This window comes from Erythrobacter longus, from assembly GCF_000715015.1.
Lineage (GTDB): Bacteria > Pseudomonadota > Alphaproteobacteria > Sphingomonadales > Sphingomonadaceae > Erythrobacter > Erythrobacter longus.
In genome coordinates, this window is sequence record NZ_JMIW01000005.1 from 137,561 (window position 1) to 156,690 (window position 19,130).

The 19,130-nt window shown below is 58.4% G+C and carries 16 protein-coding genes; 11 read left to right on the forward strand and 5 right to left on the reverse strand.

Annotation, left to right across the window (positions count from 1 at the left end; all coding sequences use genetic code 11):
- Window positions 1-25 precede the first annotated feature (25 nt).
- From EH31_RS11830 to EH31_RS11840, 3 genes are all read right to left on the reverse strand, one after another.
- Window positions 26-2,128 carry an alpha/beta hydrolase family protein gene (locus tag EH31_RS11830; protein ID WP_034960624.1) on the reverse strand — a complete coding sequence of 701 codons (2,103 nt, stop codon included), beginning with the start codon at window positions 2,126-2,128 and terminating at the stop codon, window positions 26-28.
- Between the two features lie 73 nt (window positions 2,129-2,201).
- Entirely contained in the window at window positions 2,202-4,607 is a 2,406-nt protein-coding gene (clpA, locus tag EH31_RS11835) for an ATP-dependent Clp protease ATP-binding subunit ClpA (protein WP_034960625.1), read from the reverse strand.
- Window positions 4,608-4,718: 111 nt separating this feature from the next.
- Window positions 4,719-4,934: a DUF1192 domain-containing protein gene (locus tag EH31_RS11840; protein ID WP_034960627.1), complete on the reverse strand. Its 216-nt coding sequence runs from the start codon at window positions 4,932-4,934 to the stop codon at window positions 4,719-4,721.
- Window positions 4,935-5,143: 209 nt separating this feature from the next.
- On the opposite strand from EH31_RS11840, the gene EH31_RS11845 reads away from it, so the two are divergent.
- The 5 genes from EH31_RS11845 to EH31_RS11865 all read left to right on the forward strand — a co-directional run bounded on the left by EH31_RS11845 (window position 5,144) and on the right by EH31_RS11865 (window position 10,965).
- The gene (locus EH31_RS11845; RefSeq protein WP_034960719.1) at window positions 5,144-6,127 is read left to right on the forward strand and encodes an NAD(P)H-quinone oxidoreductase; all 984 of its coding nucleotides are present in this window, start codon (window positions 5,144-5,146) and stop codon (window positions 6,125-6,127) included.
- A complete protein-coding gene (locus EH31_RS11850; RefSeq protein ID WP_338390484.1) occupies window positions 6,124-7,086 on the forward strand; it encodes a glutathione S-transferase family protein in 963 nt (320 codons plus the stop codon). The genes EH31_RS11845 and EH31_RS11850 overlap by 4 nt, the downstream gene beginning before the upstream one ends.
- A gap of 75 nt (window positions 7,087-7,161) precedes the next feature.
- Entirely contained in the window at window positions 7,162-8,061 is a 900-nt protein-coding gene (locus EH31_RS11855) for a hypothetical protein (RefSeq protein WP_034960628.1), read from the forward strand.
- A 125-nt stretch (window positions 8,062-8,186) separates the two neighbouring features.
- Window positions 8,187-9,077, forward strand: coding sequence for a DUF1013 domain-containing protein (locus tag EH31_RS11860; protein WP_051699226.1), 891 nt, complete (start codon window positions 8,187-8,189; stop codon window positions 9,075-9,077).
- Window positions 9,078-9,303: 226 nt separating this feature from the next.
- Entirely contained in the window at window positions 9,304-10,965 is a 1,662-nt protein-coding gene (locus tag EH31_RS11865) for a long-chain-fatty-acid--CoA ligase (RefSeq protein ID WP_034960629.1), read from the forward strand.
- Between the two features lie 118 nt (window positions 10,966-11,083).
- Here EH31_RS11865 and EH31_RS11870 read toward each other — a convergent pair whose 3' ends face one another.
- Both EH31_RS11870 and EH31_RS11875 read right to left on the reverse strand, forming a co-directional pair.
- Window positions 11,084-11,488: a bactofilin family protein gene (locus tag EH31_RS11870; protein ID WP_051699217.1), complete on the reverse strand. Its 405-nt coding sequence runs from the start codon at window positions 11,486-11,488 to the stop codon at window positions 11,084-11,086.
- A 16-nt stretch (window positions 11,489-11,504) separates the two neighbouring features.
- Window positions 11,505-12,683, reverse strand: a complete 1,179-nt coding sequence (locus tag EH31_RS11875) for a M23 family metallopeptidase (RefSeq protein WP_338390485.1) — start codon at window positions 12,681-12,683, stop codon at window positions 11,505-11,507.
- A 372-nt stretch (window positions 12,684-13,055) separates the two neighbouring features.
- Here EH31_RS11875 and EH31_RS11880 point away from each other — a divergent pair, with 372 nt between their 5' ends.
- The 6 genes from EH31_RS11880 (at window position 13,056) to EH31_RS11910 (ending at window position 19,089) form a co-directional block, all read left to right on the forward strand.
- Window positions 13,056-14,360, forward strand: a complete 1,305-nt coding sequence (locus EH31_RS11880; protein WP_034960630.1) for a glutamate-5-semialdehyde dehydrogenase — start codon at window positions 13,056-13,058, stop codon at window positions 14,358-14,360.
- A gap of 41 nt (window positions 14,361-14,401) precedes the next feature.
- The gene (locus EH31_RS11885) at window positions 14,402-15,067 is read left to right on the forward strand and encodes a nicotinate-nucleotide adenylyltransferase (RefSeq protein WP_034960631.1); all 666 of its coding nucleotides are present in this window, start codon (window positions 14,402-14,404) and stop codon (window positions 15,065-15,067) included.
- 171 nt (window positions 15,068-15,238) lie between these two features.
- Window positions 15,239-15,616 (forward strand): ribosome silencing factor, encoded by a 378-nt coding sequence (rsfS, locus tag EH31_RS11895; RefSeq protein ID WP_051699218.1) that lies wholly within the window; start codon window positions 15,239-15,241, stop codon window positions 15,614-15,616.
- A gap of 246 nt (window positions 15,617-15,862) precedes the next feature.
- Entirely contained in the window at window positions 15,863-16,285 is a 423-nt protein-coding gene (locus tag EH31_RS11900; RefSeq protein ID WP_034960727.1) for a 23S rRNA (pseudouridine(1915)-N(3))-methyltransferase RlmH, read from the forward strand.
- A gap of 35 nt (window positions 16,286-16,320) precedes the next feature.
- A complete protein-coding gene (locus EH31_RS11905) occupies window positions 16,321-17,520 on the forward strand; it encodes a murein hydrolase activator EnvC family protein (protein WP_241765913.1) in 1,200 nt (399 codons plus the stop codon).
- A gap of 150 nt (window positions 17,521-17,670) precedes the next feature.
- Complete coding sequence (locus EH31_RS11910) at window positions 17,671-19,089, forward strand: S41 family peptidase (protein WP_034960634.1); 1,419 nt, start codon at window positions 17,671-17,673, stop codon at window positions 19,087-19,089.
- Window positions 19,090-19,130 lie beyond the last annotated feature (41 nt).

The following is a 19,130-nucleotide window of genomic DNA, read 5'->3' on the forward strand; positions in this document are numbered from 1 at the left end:
CCTTGAGCGCGCCTTGGGGTTCCAATTATTCCGCGTCTTTATCGCTGCGATATTTATCGAACCACGCAATAACACTCGCCGTGCGCGCGGCTTGTTGGCTTGGGCTTTGCGACAGGTTGTTGTGGCTCGAATCGGGTGTCACCACCAAGGCTGTGTCCACGCCCACCAGTTTCAACGCGGCGTAGAATTGCTCGGCCTCGCTCCTTGGTGTGCGGTAATCCTCCGCGCCCACCAGAACCAGTGTGGGCGTGGTGACATTGGCCATATTGCTAAGCGGCCCACGCTCCCAATATTCCTCCGGCTTCTCCCATGGAAGGCCGCCCAGCCAATAGCGCGGGATAAGCGTGGGGAGGTCCGACATCAGACCCTGGCTCACCCAGTTGATGACGGGTTTGTGCGCCGCTGCCGCTTTGAACCGGTCCGTCTTGCCAACCATATAGGCGGTCAGAATACCGCCGCCCGAACCGCCGGTCACAAACAGGTTTTCCTCGTCAGAGAAGCCTTGCGCCACCGCTGCGTCCACCACGGCCAGAAGTTCGGGGATGTTGCTGATCGGGTAATTGTCTTCGATCCGGTCGGCGAACGCCTCGCCATAGCCGGTCGAGCCGCCCGGATTGGCGAAGACAACGGCATATCCCGCCGCGCCATAAAGCTGATAATCGACCGAGAATTCAGGGCCATAGGCCGCATAGGGACCGCCGTGCATCTCGAGGATGGTCGGCACAGCCTTGCCTGCTTCATATCCCGGCGGGAGCATGATCCACGCAGGGATGCGGGTGCCGTCTTCCATTGTCACCCGCAGCTCGCGCGTCTGCCCCATTTCCTTGCCCGCAAGGCTGACGGTGTTAAGCGAGGTAAGAGTGCGAATGCCGCGCCGTGTCTGTACGCCCACGTCGGGCGGCGCGACCGCGCTTTGCGTGGTGAAGGCGAGGCTGCCATTCTCGCTCACCGACCATTCGCCGCCCGTGTAGGGCAGCGCGTAATACCCGCTGCCCACGCGCGCTTCCAATGGAGTTGGCGCGCTTGCATTCAGGCCGATTTTGGCAACGCGGTGCTCGCCGTCATCCTCATAGCTGGCAAAAAGGCCAGCATCTGTCCAATCAAGCCCGTCAAAGCCCCGGTCGAAGCCCGGTACCAATTGGCGCGAGCCCGAACCATCGGCGTTCATCACGTAAAGCTTGGTTTGATCAAACGCGTTGCCTTGATCGTCGAACCCGAGATAGGCGATTTTAGAACCATCGGGAGAGACCTGCGGATTGCCATCAGGGCCGTCGCGTGTGGTGAGCGGTGTGATCTCTCCGCTGGCAATATCGAGCCTGTAAATCTCGCTGCCGAAGATTTCGAGCTCCCAGTTTTCCTTGCGATTGGCCGAGAAATACAAGGTTGAACCATCAGGCGACCATTCAACCGCGCCGCCATTGGAATATTCGCCAAAGGTAAGCTGACGCGGCGCGCCTCCGGTGGCGCTGACGACGAAAAGCTGCGTCGTGCCCGGTTTTACGTAAGAGCCGCCATCGCGGCGATAGACGAGGCGGTCAATCACTTGGATCGGCTGGCCCCATTCCGCGCCCTCTGGCTTGGCAGGGGGCGCGCCGAGGGTCAGGCCCTTGCCCGGAACGCGCGCGGTGTAAGCGATTTGGCGACCATCAGGGGACCATTGAATGCCGCCGGGCCCTTCTGCCAAGGCGGTGATATTGGCGCTTTCACCGCTTTCCATCCAGCGCACGTGCAATTCCGGCCCGCCGCCACTTTCGGTCGAGATATAGGCGAGCCTATCGCCACCTGGCGACCAGCGCGGGGAGACATGGGTGCCTTCGCCCGTCACCAGCGGGGTTTCCGCGCCCGTGCCCACATCGATCAACCAGATTGAGGAGACGGCCTTGTCAGTCATAATATCGTTGGTGCGCCGCACGTATGCGATGTGGGAACCATCCGGGCTAATTTGAGGATCGGCGGCGACCGAAAGGCCGAAGATATCATCGCCGGTAAAGTGCTTTTGAGGCGCCGAAACCCCTTCCGGATTGTCACCAGCAGCATGATCGTCCGCCGCAAGGGGGGCGCCAAGAGCGCCAAGCGAAAGGGCGCTTGCAGTAAGGACGGTTTTGAAGGCTAGCTTTCGTGCAAACATAAACGGCTCCAGACGTGAGAATCTGGAGCCGATCAATGCCGAAATTTCGGGGCTTGTCCAGCGCTGTCGCTGATCAGCCCTCTTTGTCTGAGTCCGATGCCTCTGGCTTGGATTTGTCCTCCTGGGAATCATCCTTCTTGGCAGCAGGCGTTTTCTTCGCCGCCGGTTTGCGCCGTGGCTTGGGCTTTGGCTTCTCCTTTGGCGCGGCTGGGGTGAGCTCGAAGGCGGGCTTGCCGTCCTTCATCGTCACCGACACCTCGCCGCCCTCGGCAAGCTTACCAAAGAGCAATTCTTCGGCGAGCGGCTGTTTGATCTTGTCCTGAATGAGGCGGCCCATTGGCCGCGCGCCATACAAGCGATCATAGCCCTTGGCTGCCAACCAGGCACGCGCATCGCTGTCGAATTGGATGTCGACATTTTGTTCAGCCAGTTGGAGCTCAAGCTGAAGGATGAATTTGTCGACGACGCGGGCAACGGTGTCTCTGCCAAGGTAGGCGAACGGCACAATTGCATCCAGACGGTTGCGGAATTCCGGCGTGAACATCTTGTTCACGGCTTCGGTTCCGGCGTCTTCTTTTGACACATCGCCAAAGCCAATGCCGCTCTTCGCCATGTCCGCTGCGCCCGCATTGGTGGTCATGATGAGCACAACATTGCGGAAGTCGACCGTCTTGCCGTGGTGATCGGTGAGGCGGCCGTTGTCCATGACTTGCAGGAGGATGTTGAAGAGGTCCGGGTGCGCCTTCTCGATCTCGTCGAGGAGGAGCACACAGTGCGGGTTCTGATCCACGGCATCTGTCAGCAGACCGCCTTGGTCATAACCAACATATCCCGGAGGCGCACCGATCAGGCGGCTGACTGAGTGACGTTCCATATATTCGGACATATCGAAGCGCTTCAATTCGATGCCCATGATGGACGAGAGCTGACGCGCGACTTCGGTTTTACCGACACCCGTGGGGCCGGAAAACAGGAAGGAGCCGATGGGCTTGTCCGGATCACGAAGGCCAGCGCGCGACAGCTTCATAGCGGTTGCAAGGCGCGAGATCGCCTCATCCTGACCAAAGACAACGTGCTTCAGATCGCGGTCGAGGTTTTCGAGCGCTTTCTTGTCGTCCTTCGAAACAGATTTCGGCGGGATGCGGGCCATGGTCGCAATGACCTGCTCGATCTCGCGCGCGGTGATTTTCTTCTTACGGCGGCTGGGCGGGAGCAGCATCTGCATCGCGCCCACTTCGTCGATCACGTCAATCGCCTTATCGGGCAGTTTGCGATCATTGATGTAGCGTGCCGAGAGCTCAACGGCGGTTTTGAGCGCATCGGGCGTGTATTTCACATTGTGGTGATCTTCGAACGCAGAGCGCAGGCCCTTGAGGATCTTCACCGTGTCTTCAATTGTTGGCTCATTCACGTCGATTTTCTGGAAACGGCGCAGCAGGGCCCGGTCTTTTTCGAAGTGGTTGCGAAACTCTTTGTAAGTGGTCGAGCCGATGCAGCGGATCGTTCCACCAGACAGCGCGGGCTTAAGCAGGTTTGAGGCATCCATTGCCCCGCCGCTGGTTGCGCCAGCGCCGATCACGGTGTGGATTTCGTCGATGAACAGAACTGCGTCGGGCATGCCTTCAAGCTCGGACACGACCTGTTTCAAGCGCTCTTCAAAGTCGCCGCGATACCGCGTGCCAGCCAAAAGTGCGCCCATGTCGAGCGAATAAATCACCGCAGGCGCAAGCACTTCGGGCACGTCGCCTTCGACGATTTTGCGCGCAAGGCCTTCTGCGATGGCGGTTTTACCAACGCCGGGGTCGCCCACATAAAGCGGGTTGTTCTTCGACCGGCGGCACAGGATTTGCACCGTCCGATCCACTTCTGGCCCGCGGCCAATCAGCGGGTCGACTTTGCCGTCTTGCGCTTTCTTGTTCAGATTGACGGTAAACTGGTCGAGCGCGGTTTCTTTCTTGTTGCCGCTGTCCTTTGCAGCTTCCGCATCATTCGGCGCGCTGTCATCGCTTCCGCTCGCATTGCTCGATTCAATCTGACGACCGCCCTTGCCAATGCCGTGGCTGATATAGCTCACCGCATCCAGCCGGCTCATGTCCTGTTGTTGCAGGAAGTAGACCGCGTAAGAATCGCGTTCAGAAAACAGCGCAACCAGCACATTGGCGCCTGTTACGGTGTCTTTACCAGAAGATTGAACGTGTAGGATAGCGCGCTGGATCACCCGCTGGAAACCGGCTGTCGGTTGAGGATCGGCGTCCTCTTCGGTCTTAAGCGATTGATATTCCTGATCGAGATATTGCTTCACCACCTCGCCCAGTTCCGCCAAGTCGACCCCGCAAGCCCCCATTACGGCCGCACCGTCTTCATCGTCGATCAGCGCGAGCAAAAGGTGCTCCAAGGTCGCATATTCATGACGCCGCTCTGATGCGTGAGCGAGCGCGTTGTGAAGGGTGCGTTCCAGATTTTGGGCAAAGCTAGGCATAGAAAATCTCTATCGGGGGTGAGGGGTGCGGCGCGATACCGCAGGGTTTAAGGCAATATGGGGCGTCTTTGTATAAATACGAATCCGAATCGGTTTCAGACGACAAAGCCATCATGATCCCGAACCTTTAAAGAGTGCATCAGCGGCCGCGCGGTGTTTTGCCGCCTTTTGACTATGCGCTTGAACCCGGGCGATTTCTGCCTCGAGCATGGCGATGCGTGTCGCCAATTCATCCTGACTGTAGGGTGCCAGATCTTCGGCTGAAAGCTTGCTTGCAGCATCGCCTTTTGTGCGCCCTATAGCGTTGGGAAGATCATCATCATCCATCGAACGCGATCATCGCTCCACCATCTGCTTGCTGTCAATGCGGTTGGTGGGTATTTGCTCCATTCTGTTGGAGATGGCGCATTTGTGCCATAAAACCGCGCGAAGCAGAGCTTGGGGAACAACGAATGGTCGGGGCGACTAAATCAGATCTACCAAAAGTCATTCCAGAAACGATGCCAGAGACGGTGCCGGAGACGGTGCCAGAAACCATGAAGGCGATCGGTTTTGCTGCGCCCGGCGGGCCTGATGTTCTGCATCTCGAAGACGTGGCTGTGCCAAAACCTGGCCCAGACGATGTCCTTATCAAGGTTGCTTATTCCGGGGTGAACCGGCCCGATTGTATTCAGCGTGCAGGCCATTATCCGGCCCCGCCTGGCGCATCGCCTATCCTTGGTCTTGAGGTTGCAGGCCAAGTGGTTGCAGTGGGCAGCAATGTGCCCCGTGAAATGCTGGGAAGCGTGGTCGCAGCGCTTACTCCGGGCGGCGGATACGCCCAATATTGCACCGCGCCCTGGCGACATTGCCTGGCCGTGCCCGATGGCATGGATGTAAAACACGCTGCAGCCCTGCCAGAGACGCTTTTCACCGTATGGCACAATGTTTTCGAACGCGGCCTAGCGCGCGACGGGGAGACTTTGCTGGTCCACGGCGGCACCAGCGGCATCGGCACTATGGCGATCATGCTTGCCAAAGCGTTCGACCTGAACGTCATCACCACATGCGGTGATAAAGCCAAATGCGAAGCGGCGCGCGCATTGGGCGCAGACCTTGCGATCAATTACCGCGAAGAGGATTTCGTGGAGGCCGTCAAAGCCCACACCGGCGGCAAGGGCGTCGATATTGTGCTCGACATGGTGTCGGGCGATTATGTCGCGCGAAACCTCCAATGCCTTGCCGAAGATGGCCGCCATGTGACGATCGCTGTGCTGGGCGGGGCCAAGGCCGAACTCTTCATGCCGCTGGTTATGATGAAAAGGCTAACGCTGACCGGATCGACCCTTCGCCCGCGTTCGGATGCATTCAAAGCGGCTTTGGCCGACGAGATTGCACAAAACGCGTGGAGCCTTTTCACAGACGGTGAGCTGTCGCCAGTGATGGACCAATCCTTCCCCCTGGCCGAGGCCGCAGCGGCGCACGCGCGAATGGAATCAAGCGCGCACATCGGCAAAATCATGCTGGAGGTTGCACCGTGAGCTATCCCGTCCTTCAGATCACTGGGGATTATGCCTATGTCGAAATCCGAAAGGGGCGGGGGGCTGTTCGCTGGGAGGATATGGACCTTGTCTATCGGGGAAGTGCATCGCGCGGTGATGAATGGAAAGGCACGGAAGGTGAAAAGCTCTGGGGGCGTCACTGCCTCTGGCCAACCGATCCCAATTCCACGCTGTCACAGCCCTATGATATCTCCTCAAGAGCAGGGTTAGCGGTAGGGCAGCCACGCCTTTTACGCTTTCCCACACGCGTCGGCAGCTTTCGTTCCTTTGCCGCCTTCGAAACGCTCGCTGACGAGATGCAGGAAGAGAACCTGCCGCGCCTCTTGCTGCACGAAGACCCGAAAAGCGGCAATTGCTACAAGATAAAGCTGACCGCCGCGCTCCTTGGTTTGCCGCTCGAGACGCGCCAGTATGACATCTTGAACGGCGAAACGCGTAACGCCGATTTTCTCCAAAACGTGAATGCCAACGGCCGCATTCCTGTTTTGCAGGTAGGGGAGGGCGATAGCGCGCGCTTTTTGCCGGAAAGCAATGCAGCGTGCTGGTATCTCGCTTCCGGGTCGCAGCTCATCCCTGAGGATCGCTTTGCCCACGCCGATATGCTGCGCTGGATGTTCTTTGAGCAATACCAACACGAGCCCAATGTCGCGACTTTGCGGTTCTGGCTGCGGTTTGTGGGCGAAGATGCGCTTTCAGATGACCAGCGGGCACTCATTCCCGTCAAAAGGGCTGCAGGTGAGGCCGTGCTGCAATTGATGGATGATGAGTTTGCCCACCGCCCATTCCTTTGCGGTGAGAAGGTGACGCTCGCGGACATTGCCCTGTTTGCGTATTCACATCTGGCGGATGAAGCAGGCTTTGATCTTGGCGCATTACCCCATCTCTCGTCATGGATTGACCGTGTCAAAGCGCTGCCTCGATTTGCGGCGATGGACTGATCGGTTCTGAACTGCTGCTTGAGATTACGCCTGATCGCCTTAAACTGCGCATTGTAGTCCGGTCCGGGGGGTCAGGTGAATACAGTTGAAGATTCTCTTGTAGAACAAGAAAAAGCCGTTTCGCATCTTGATAAGATGCTGGGCAAATACATCAGATGGGTTGCCGCCATACTGCTTGTGAGTTTCAGCTTTCTAGAGCTGGAGAATGCGCCGATCGACAAAATCACTGCGGCGTTCGATGAGAACAGCTTCACGAAGCTGGGACTTTTTCTGCTTTTTGCAGCATGGGCGACAGGCGCAACGGACGATACACGAATTCAATCTACCGCTTATACTCGTGACCCAAAAGCGGGCAAAATCGGGATTCAGGAAGTCCTTGGGATACTGCTTTTTCTACCAGTCTTTACCGGATTGTTTCTGCTCCACGAATATCTGTTTTGGTTCCAGCTTGCCCTGCTTGTTTTTGTTTGCGTCAATATGTGGACTTACTCCGTTGCCGTGATGGACCGCGCGTCGTCAATCATCGAGGCAAGCAAAGAACATTCGCTCAAAACCAAAGACTACAAAGCTTACCTGAAACTCTATTGTGCAGTTGAGTATCTTACTGGAAATTGGCAGCGCAAGCGGTTCATAGCGCTCTTTTTGCTCGCCCTGATTCAGGTGATCATTGCAGCCTGGCTTAAGTTTTTTGGTTTGCCTGAGGCGGTCGCGCAAATCGGTTTCAAAGGCGTGAGCGGGCTTATCCTCGCCTCATATCTGCCTTCGGTCTTGTTCGTTGTATATGTTCTGACTTCAGAGATTTGGATCAGAATCTACCGCTACAAAATATTCTCTGACTTCGAGACGATTGACGTCGTCGCCGAACATTTCCGAATGACGAAGCAACGAAACGTGACTTTGCCCGAAATTGACACCACAAACCTATTCCGCCGCCAAGTGTCGCCCAATCGTAATTATCGCGGTGGTAGAGACTAGAAACACTGATGCTCGCAACCGGCCGCAAGCATTTCCTTGCTCCTAGCGGCGAGATCGCCTATCTAGCTCTACGTAACGGCCGCTCCGAAAGGGGCGGCCCTTCTATTTTTTACGGAGATTTCATCATGGCCAAAGCAGGGGCCAAAGTAGGGGCCAAATCAGGCGCACAAAAGGAACAGCCAAAGCCGCTGATGCCTCACGCCACCGCGACATGGCTTGTGGACCACACGGGTTTGTCTTTCGAGCAGATCGCTGAGTTTTGCGGCCTTCACATCCTTGAAGTGCAAGCGATGGCCGATGACCTTGCGGGCAGCAAATACACCGGTCGTGATCCTGTGCACGCTGGCGAGCTGACACTGGGCGAGATTAAGCTTGGCGAAGAAGACGCCGAGTATTCGCTCAAAATGCATAAGGCGCCCGTCGAAGTCACCCGCACCAAGGGCCCGCGCTATACGCCTGTGTCCAAGCGTCAGGATAAGCCCGATGGCATCGCCTGGCTCTTGCGCAATCACCCGGAGGTGTCCGATGCGCAGATCGGCAAGCTGATCGGCACAACGCGCAACACCATTGGCGCTATTCGCGAACGCTCACACTGGAACATTCAGAACATTCAGCCAAAGGATCCCGTGACCCTTGGCCTGTGTGCTCAGCGTGAACTTGACGCAGTGGTTGCCAAGGCGGCCAAGCGCGCAGGCGTTACCGAAGAAGCGGCCCCTGTTGCCGATGAAGCTGTGCTCGACACCCGCTCAGACAAGGACAAGCTGATCGAAGAGTTGCGTGCGGAACGTGCGGCAAATGTGAAAGCTGCGGCGCAGGCCGCACAAGAGGCGGAAGCCGAAGCCTGGCTTGCTGATAAACGCGCAGCTGAAGAAGCGAGCGCCGAAGAGGTCGTGGATGTCGAAGCTGCCTTTGCTGCTCCTGCCCAAGAAGCGGCCGAAGAAGCGGCTGAAGAGGCATCTGAGGGCGCAGCGCCAGTTGAAGAAAAGCCAGAATCGGACGCCGATACGGCTAATTGATCTGGGGCAACTGATCCCAACCATCCGAGATTGAAAAAGGGCGGCCCGCTAGTTTCGCGAGGCCGCCTTTTTTGTGCCTGATTATGGCGCATTTGGCCGCAAACGCCCTGCACCCTCGCAGTGCCCTCTCAATTCCCTCACAACTCCATCACAACTCCATCGCAACTCCCTCCAGATTTCCCCAAATTCGCTTGCGCCTTGTCGCCAATTCGCCCATTCTATTGACATGCATGTCAATACAGCGCCTTACAATCACCCAACGCCGTGGGAGACCTCGTTTGAGCCTCTGACGCTTCCCGCCATGCTTGAACGCACATTGATGCACGATCCTGGCGCGCCATTCCTGCATTTTATGGGACGCACCTTCTCCTATCGCGCAGTCCATAGCGAGGCGATGAAGTTTGCTGCTGGGCTGATTGAAATGGGTGTGAAACCGGGTGACCGGATCGGCCTGTTCCTGCCCAATGTCCCAATTTATGCGAGCGCTTATTATGGCGCGATGATGGCGGGCGGCGTCGTGGTCAATTTCTCGCCGCTTTATTCGGTCGAAGAACTCGCCTGGCAGGTCGCCGACAGCGGGACCAGGGCACTGGTCACAGTGGATGTGCCTGAACTCTATGTCACAGCTTCCAAAGTGCTCGAAACATCAGAGCTTGAAACGCTGATTGTTGGATCCCTGGCGTCAATGCTGCCGCTTGGCAAAAGTATCGCCTTCAACCTGTTCAAGCGCAGCCAGATCGCAAAGGTCGAATGGAGCGCGTCGGTGCGCCGCTGGGATGATGTGCTGAGTGATGAGGGCGTAAACCTGCCCGTCATCACGCCCGATGATCTGGCGCTGCTGCAATATACGGGCGGCACAACCGGGCGGCCCAAAGGCGCAATGTTAGGGCATAGCCAGCTGACGCAAAACGCGCAGCAAGTGGCGGCGATCAATCCGTTCGAAAACCCTCGCAAAGAGGTGATGATGGGAGCGCTGCCGTTCTTCCATGTCTTTGCGAACACGGCGCTGTTGAACCATGCGGTTGCAGCAGGCGCCTCGATTGCGATGGTCCCGCGCTTTGATGCAAAACAAGTGCTGCAAACGATAGAGAAATACGGCGCGACAGGCTTTCCCGGTGTGCCCACGATGTTTCAGGCGCTGCTTGATCATCCCGATCTTGCCAAGACCGATCTTTCAACCCTGAAGGTTTGCATTTCAGGCGGCGCCCCGATGCCAGCGCAAGTCCACACGCGCTTTGAAGACGCCACCGGCGTGCGCCTTGTCGAAGGCTATGGCCTCACCGAAAGCTCAGGCGTGGTTTCCGCCAACCCATACGTCGGCACCCGCAAAAAGGGCACGATTGGCCAGCTGGTGGCAGGCACTGAGATCATTCTTCTCGACAAGGAAGACCCCACCAAGCTTGCGCCAGAGGGTGAGCCGGGGGAATTGGCCGTTTGCGGGCCGCAGATCATGCGCGGATATTGGCAGCGCCCCGAAACCGACGCCGATGTCTTCGTAGAGCGAGATGGCAAACGGTACCTTCGCACAGGCGATGTCGCGGTGATGGATGAGGATGGGTTTTTAAGCATCGTTGACCGGATCAAGGACATGATCGCGGTGGGCGGATTTAAGGTGTTCCCAAGCGTTGTCGAAGAGGCGATCCTCAAGCACGAAGCGGTGAAAGAGGCGCTGGTGATCGGCGTACCCGACGATTATCTCGGCGAAGTCCCACGCGCTTTTGTCGTCCTTGAGCCTGAGGCAAATGCGGGTGCCGAAGACATCAAAGAATGGCTGAACAATCGCATTGGCAAGCATGAGCGGGTCGATGAAGTGGTGATCCGCGATGAGTTGCCAAAGACGATTATAGGCAAGCTTGATCGAAAGGCCCTGCGCGCCGAAGTCTTGTGAGGCGGCCAAAAATAGCGCGCGCCGAAGTCTTGTGAGGCGGCCAACAAAAACGCCGCAAACCCGTCTGGGGTGCGGCGTTTTTTGTCTTTGACCAGGAGGCCGGGAACAGAAGGCCGGCTTAACCAGCGATCAGCGGCTCGGCGCCTTTCTTGGCAGGCTCTGATGGAGTGGGGAGTGCCGGTGTGGGGGCACTCGCCTTGTGGCTGGCATTGGGGGCAAAACGGCCATCAACCTGCGCACCTTGTTCAATGGTCAGCGCATCATAATGCACATCGCCGTCAATCTTGGCCGTTTTGAGGACCACCAATTCTTTTGCTGTGATCGAGCCGATGACCTTGCCAGACATACGCGCGGTTTCCGCTGTCACACCGCCTTTGATCGTGCTCGATTCGCCTTGAACGATGCTGGCGCATTTGATGTCGCCTTCGATCGTTCCATCGACGTGCAGGTCGGCAGTTGCTGTGATGTCGCCCTTGATGGTGACATCAGAACCGATCACGGAAAAGGTTGAGTTACTGGCCATCCCTCGTCCTTTTGGCTTAGCGCTTGGCACCGAAGGCGGCGCTGGGGTCTGTTCCGCGGGCTTCTTTGAGAACATTGGGGGCGGTCTCCAGGAAAGGACGCGGGTTGACCGCACGTCCGTTGATACGAACTTCGAAATGCAGGTGAGGACCAGTAGACCGGCCAGAACTGCCAAGGCCACCCAAGGTTGCCCCGGCGTCGACGGGTTGGCCTATATTCACGTCGATCCGCGCCAGGTGGGCATAGCGGGTGACGATACCGTTGGTGTGAGTTACCTCAACTGTGCGGCCATAGCCGCCTTTCCAACCTGCAAAGGTAACCTCGCCCCGCGCGGCGGCATAAATACCTGAACCATAGGGGCCTTTGAAGTCGATGCCGCTGTGCATTGCGGCGCTGCGGTTAAATGGATCACGGCGATAGCCGAAGTTTGACGAAATACGAGTGGCCGCAGCGGGTACAACACGCGGCACGCCTTCAAGCGCAAGCTCAAGCGCGGACATACGCGCAAGGCTCATTCCCAACCGTTCAAACCGGGGATCAATCGAACCGTCCGCAGATGAGGCGAGCACTTCAAGCGGGCCACCCATCGCGCCCTGTGATCCAGCCCGGGCTGCGCGTTCCATTGCGCGCGGATCCAGGTTCAGCTTGCGCAAAGCCTCTTCTGCCTTGCGCGCGCGCCAATCGGCATAGCGGGTCATGTTCTCAACATAAGCAAGCTGGCGCGCCTCGATTTCGGCCAGACCTTTGGCTTGCGGGAAGAAGGCACCGACTTGCTCAACGGTTTTGGATGTCTCTTCCGAGCTGTCGGTCACATTGGTGTCGACGGTTTTGATATCGTCGGGCAGCATTTCCGACATCGCCTCAAGCGCCTTTTGGCGGGCTTCAAGATCGGCGACGACGGTTTCAATGTTGCCACCGTAGGCTTCAATCCGTTCCTGCGCCTTGACCACTTTGGCCTTTTCAGACTGGAACGAGGCAACCTGCAATTCAGCAGAATATTTGTTCCATGCCATCACGCCCATTGATCCAGCCCAGCCAAGAGCAAGAACAATCGCGGCTGTCGCGGCGCCTTTTTGGAGGCGCGATGAAACTTTGATGAAGCGCACTTGACCTTGTGATCGCATGAAAAACTCACGGTCGGGGAACCAACCTTCGAGCCTTTCGGCGAATGTGCGTTTGGTGTTTGTGCCTGACAATTTGCGTCTAACCCGAATTTTTTTGTTTCGTTATGGCAGCGGACGCTAGCGGCAGATTCGTGAAGAAGCGAATCCGGGAGCCTAATGAAAGGTTGAATCGAAGCCTTAGCACGGTGAGTCGTTCATCCTAGAGCAATCCCCTATTGGCGGCGTCATAGCATGGCAACGATTGCCCACGTGCCAGCCCTTAGTGTTGTCCCGTGGCAGGACAGTTGTGACCCCGATTCGCCGCCAATTCGCCGCCACGATTGCACCCGATTCGCTCCCGGAAAGCGCCTGAAGCGCGCCCAACAGGCCGCTTTCAGGCAAGCCGTCATGTCAGCTTGGTTATGTCTCCTGACAGTTGGTCAAGCTGATGCTAATGCGGATTGCATGAATGAAATCTCGCCTATCACCGAAGCCGAATTGTCCGGCAGCCTTGACGTCACAAAGCCAGAGGCGTTGATCGCCCATCTTGCGAAGGCAGGCCGCGCGGCGCAGAGCGTCCTGGCGCAGATGCCGAGCGATGCGCGTGCGCAAGCACTGCGATGTGCTGCCCGAAAAATGCGCGAGGAGGCGGGCGCAATCCTCGCCGCCAATGCCAATGACGTTGAAGCGGCTCTTGCCAATGGGCTTTCCAAAGCGATGGTTGACCGGCTCACCCTTGATGGGGCGCGGCTTGAAGGCGTGGCGGCAGCGGTTGAGGCGGTTGCGGATCTGCCTGATCCTGTGGGTGTCATCATCGATAAAAGCGAGCGGCCCAACGGCCTCAAACTGTCGCGGGTGCGGGTGCCGATTGGCACCATTGGTATCATCTATGAAAGCCGACCCAATGTGACCGCTGATGCAGCGGCACTCTGCGTTCGGGCGGGCAATGCGGCGATCCTTCGCGGGGGAAGCGAGGCGGCCGGCTCCAACCGCGCGATCCTTTCAGCCTTTACCGCCGGGCTTGCCGAAGGCGGCGTTCCAAAGGCGGCGGTGCAGCTTGTGCCCACCCAGGACCGCGCCGCTGTTGGCGCGATGCTGACAGCAAGCGGGCTCATTGACATGATCGTGCCACGCGGTGGCAAAAGCCTTGTCGCAAGGGTGCAGGCCGATGCCCGCGTGCCGGTTCTCGCTCACCTTGACGGGGTCAACCATACCTATGTTCACAGCCAGGCTGACCCTGCCATGGCGCGGGCAATCGCGATCAACGCCAAGATGCGCCGCACCGGCATTTGCGGGGCGATGGAAACACTTTTGATCGATGTGCAATTTGGCGATGCCGCCGGTCTGGTGTCGTCCTTGATCGAGGCAGGGGTGGAAGTGCGCGGTGATGCCCGCGCGCTTGCTCTGGGACCACAGGTGAAGCCTGCGACAAGCGAAGATTGGGGCACCGAATATCTCGATGCGATCCTGTCGGTTGCGATGGTCGACGGGTTGGATGATGCCTTGGCCCATATCGCAGAGCATTCCTCTGCCCACACCGATGCGATCATCACCGATGACGAAGCGGCTGCCGAAGCCTTTTTGAGCCAAGTGGACAGCGCGATTGTCATGCACAATGCGTCCTCGCAATTTGCCGATGGCGGCGAGTTTGGGCTGGGCGCAGAGATCGGGATTGCCACCGGGCGGCTTCACGCAAGGGGGCCCGTCGCGCTCGAAGGGCTAACCACCTACAAATGGATTGTCCGAGGCAGCGGGCAGGCGCGGCCATGATGGGTCCAAAAGCAATTGGCCCAAATGAGATTGGGGCATAGATGCTCACCGGACTTTTAGGCGGCAGTTTCAACCCGGCCCATGGGGGCCATCGCCGCATCACCCGCTTTACCATTGATGCCTTGGGGCTGGATGAAGCGTGGTGGTTGGTGTCCCCCGGCAACCCTCTGAAACCAAAAGCGGGAATGGCGCCGCTTTCTGCGCGGCTTCGCTCTGCCTATGCGCAGGCAAAGCGCGCTCCGATCATCCCCACCGCGATCGAAAGCGAGCTTCGAACCCGCTACACTGTGGACACTCTGCGCGAGCTTCAAAACCGCTATAAGTCGCGCCAGTTTGTGTGGCTTATGGGTTCTGACAATCTGGCTCAGTTCCACCGTTGGAAGGATTGGCGCACCATTGCGCGAACCATGCCGATTGCAGTCATCGCGCGACCCGGTTATACTCGTGATGCTATGACGAGCCCCGCCATGGCCTGGTTCAGGCGTTATACGGTGTCTGTACCGGCTTTCCGAAAATTGGGGCGAAACGGCCTTGGGAGAGCGCCCGCACTGGTGTTGCTACATTTTGATCCAGACCATCGCAGCGCAACGGCTATCCGCCGCAACGAGAGCGATTGGGCTGACCAGTATGGCAACACGCGCGTGCTCCGAGACAGGCTGACGCATCAGTTGATCAAAAGCGGGCAGATTAAGGATTTGGATGCATGAGGGCGCGCAACGCCTCCTCTCCAACCCCACAGCTTGCCAAAAGCGCTGCCAACCCCCACATTTTGCCTATAATCAGGAGACTTCATTCAGCCTATGACGCAGGCACATACGACGCAGGCACAAACCGCCCCATCAACCGGGGCACCAACCAATTTGAAAGCGGTACACGCAATGTCTGAAGGCGCCGAGCCAACGAATGGTGCAGTTGACGAACTCTATGCTCTGATCATGAGCCAGCTTGACGATGATCAGGCGCAGGAAATCGTCTCCATCCCGCTTGAAGGGAAAAGCTCTGTCGCCGATCACATGGTCGTGGCGAGCGGCCGTTCGTCCCGGCAAGTTGCCGCGATGGCGCAAAAGCTTGCCGAAAAAGTCAAACAGGCCGGCTTTGGCCCAGTGCGCATCGAAGGTCTGCCTCAAGCTGACTGGGTGTTGATCGATTGCGGCGATGTCGTCGTGCATCTGTTCCGCCCCGAAGTGCGCAGCTTCTACAACCTTGAACGCATGTGGTCGTTCGAAGGCGGCGAATTGAAGCAAGGGCGTAGCTAGGTTTTTGGTGCCCTCGCACGGCAAATAAACAGGTTGCCCCCGCTGCGGGCGCCCGTGCAGGTGGCCTCGGCCGTCTGCGCTTCGCTTAGACTCCGGGCTTGCGGCTTAGTGTTAGTTCGACACCGCAGGTGTCGCAAGGGCGACCGCCCGCCCGCAGCGGGTCCGTACCCTGAACTTGTTTCAGGGGAAGGACATCTAGCGAGGACGCGCCCCCGGATGGGGGTGCAAGAAACAAAGGAAAATCCCATCCTCCTCCACATCATCGCCCGTGGGAAGATCGCTCGCTCACCCGAAGCGGACCTTGTCGCGCGTTATGAAAAGCGGATGACCTGGCCGGTGAAGTTCACCGAACTCCCTGAAACCGGGGGAAAAGTGCCGCTCCCTCAACCTCCGCATAGAACCGTGCTTCTGGACGAGCGCGGCAAGGCGCTTGCATCTGAAAAGCTGGCAAGCACGCTTGAAAACTGGCGCGATACGGGCACGCGTGAGGTCCGCTTTGTGCTGGGCGCGGCGGATGGTCATAGCGAGGCCGAGCGCGCCGAGGCGGACCTGCTTTATGCCTTTGGCCCCGCGACCTGGCCGCATCTTCTGGCGCGCGCGATGCTGATGGAACAGCTCTACCGCGCAACAAGCATCCTTGCAGGCCATCCCTATCATCGTGCAGGGTAGCGGGTATGCGCAAGTTAACTCTCCTTTTTGGTGTTATGGGGGCCGCCGCCGCGGCGCTGCTCATGACTGCGCCGCAAGGGTGGGCGCAGCGCGAAGTGACCTTGCTCGAACCCGAAGAAGCACAGGCTGAGCTGACAAGGGCAACCCGCGAAAGCCAGCGTGCACAGGCGCGTGCCGACAGGTTTGCCAAAGAGGCAGAAGAAGCAAGCGAGGCAGCGGACAAAACCGCGCGTGAAGCGGCCGCAATGGCAGCGCAAATTCAAGCATCCGAGGCCAAAATCGCCGCAGCGCGTGCGCGATTTTCGCTCCTGCAAAGCGACCGCGATAAACTCGCCAAACGCCTGTCTGACCGGCGCGAGCCTTTGGTGCGCCTAACAGGGGCCTTGCAAACAACGGCGCGCCGGCCCCTCGCACTCTCCGCGCTTCAGCCCGGATCGCTAAAAGATTTGGTTTATGTGCGCGCTGTGCTTGCCTCTGCCGTTCCTGAAATCCGCACCCGGACCGCTGCCTTGCGCGCCGAGCTTGAGGAAGGCGAGCGATTGGAGCGCCGGGCCGCGCGCGCGGTTGCAACCTTGCGAAGCTCAGAAACCGAGCTGCAATCGCGCCGCACGCAGCTTGCCGAACTTGAAACACGCCAACGCTTCGCCTCGAAAGATGCGCGCAGCAACGCGGTGCGAGAGAGCGAGCGGGCGCTTGCTCTGGCCGAAGAGGCGCGCGATCTGGATGGTTTGGTCGATACCTTGGGTGAGGCGGCGAAATTGCGCGCTGAACTGGCCGCGCTTCCCGGACCGATTGCGCGGCCTAGCGACCTTTCCGCCCGGGTCGTGGAAGTCGATCCCACCCCCTCAGCATCGCCCAGCTCAAGCTCGCGGCCACCGGGATTTCAACTGCCCGTTCAAGGACGGACGATCGCTGGATTCGGCGAATTGCGTGAAAGCGGTCTTCGCTCCAAAGGCCTAAGCCTTTCGCCCGCACCCTCTGCCCAGGTCGTTGCCCCTAGTGCAGGGCGAATCGCCTTTGCGGGACCCTATCGCGGCTTTGGGCGAATCGTCATTATCGAGCACCCCGGCGGCTGGACGAGCCTGGTTACCGGCCTTGCCCGGACCGAGGTTGAGGTGGGTGATGAGGTCATTGGCGGCGCGCCTTTGGGTGTTGCAAGCGGGGGTGATGAACCGATCAGCCTTGAGCTGAGGCGTGATGGAACGCCCGTTAACCCGCTCAATTTTCTTGGTTAATTTTAGAGGCGCGTTAACGCTTGCAAGGCTTTGATGACCCGCAAAGGGACGCATGGGCAAACATTGAGAGGGCGCCTCACCTCTCATCTGGCGTTCAGACCCCGCTTCCTATACGTTTGTGTGCACACACTAAGGAGCACCTTTCCCATCATGAAACTTGCCGCTCTTCTTCGCCCCAATCTACTTCGGGGCGCCGCTCTGGTTACGGCCGTTGCGCTCATCCCCGCTACCACCGCCACCATGGCGCAGGTTGATGGCCGCGCTGGTCCCGAACTGGCGAAAATCTTCGCGATCATGCAGCGGGTTCAGGCGAACTATGTCGAGCCAGTTGAAGATGAGGTGCTGGTTCGCGGCGCGATTGACGGGATGCTTGCGGCATTGGATCCGCACAGCGCCTATCTCGATGGCAGCGATCTGGAGCGGCTCAACACTCTGATTGACGGCAACTATTCGGGCCTTGGCCTCTCCGTTGTCCAGGAAGAGGGCGCGGTTAAGATCATTTCCCCGTTCAAGGGTAGCCCGGCGGACAAGGCCGGGATCAAAGCGGGCGACTATATCACGCACCTTGAAGGCAAGCTGATTGTTGGCGGTGATCTTGATGATGCGGTTGCGCAAATGCGCGGGCCTGCTGGCACTTCGATCAACCTCACGATTTTCCGCCCAGGCCGCGATGAACCGATTGAGCTTTCCGTGACGCGCGGCGTGATTGAGCTGGAGCCGGTCACATATGAGCTGAAGCCCGGCAATATCGGGCACATTTCGGTGAATGAATTCTCCGCTGATGTGGGCGCGGACGTTTATAACGCTTGGGCCGCGCTTCAGACAGAGGCGACCGGCCGGATGAGCGGCCTTGTGCTTGACCTGCGCTCTAACCCCGGCGGCAGCCTGGATGAGGCCGTGGCGCTGACCGATCTGTTCCTTGAAAAGGGCGAGATCGTATCGCAGCGCGGGCGTTCATGGGGCGAAACCTTTGAGTTTCAGGCCGATGACATCGACTATTACCTGCGCCGCCGGATGACCCGTGCCAAGGCCCAGATTTTCATGGGCGAAATCGCGCGCGATGTGCCGATGATCGTTCTGATTGATGCAGGCTCGGCGTCGGCCTCCGAAATTGTCGCAGGCGCTCTGCAGGATCATGGCCGCGCTCTCATCATGGGCCAGAGGAGTTTTGGTAAAGGCTCTGTCCAATCGCTGTTGCCATTGGGACCGGATTCGGCGCTTAAGCTGACCACGGCGCGCTATTACACGCCTAAGGGCAAGTCGGTGCAGGAAGGCGGGATTGCGCCAGATATCCGCGTGCCGCAGCTGTCGGACCCAGACTTTGCTCTTCGCGAAAAATACCGCACGCGTGAAAGCGATCTTCGCGGGCACCTGATCAATGAAATTGGTATCGCTGATGAGGAAATGGTCGAAGACACCATTGCCGATCCGCGTTTCCAGCTCACGAGTGAGGAATTGGAAGAGCAGGGCGTTGAGGATTTCCAGCTGCACTATGCGCTTGAAACCCTGCGCCGCACCACGGCAAGCTCGGTCGCGTTGAGAAAGCGCGGCTCGAAAACGGGCGGCTAAAGAACTGGAAACTGGTCAAAGCCTGGGCGTCACCCTAAATG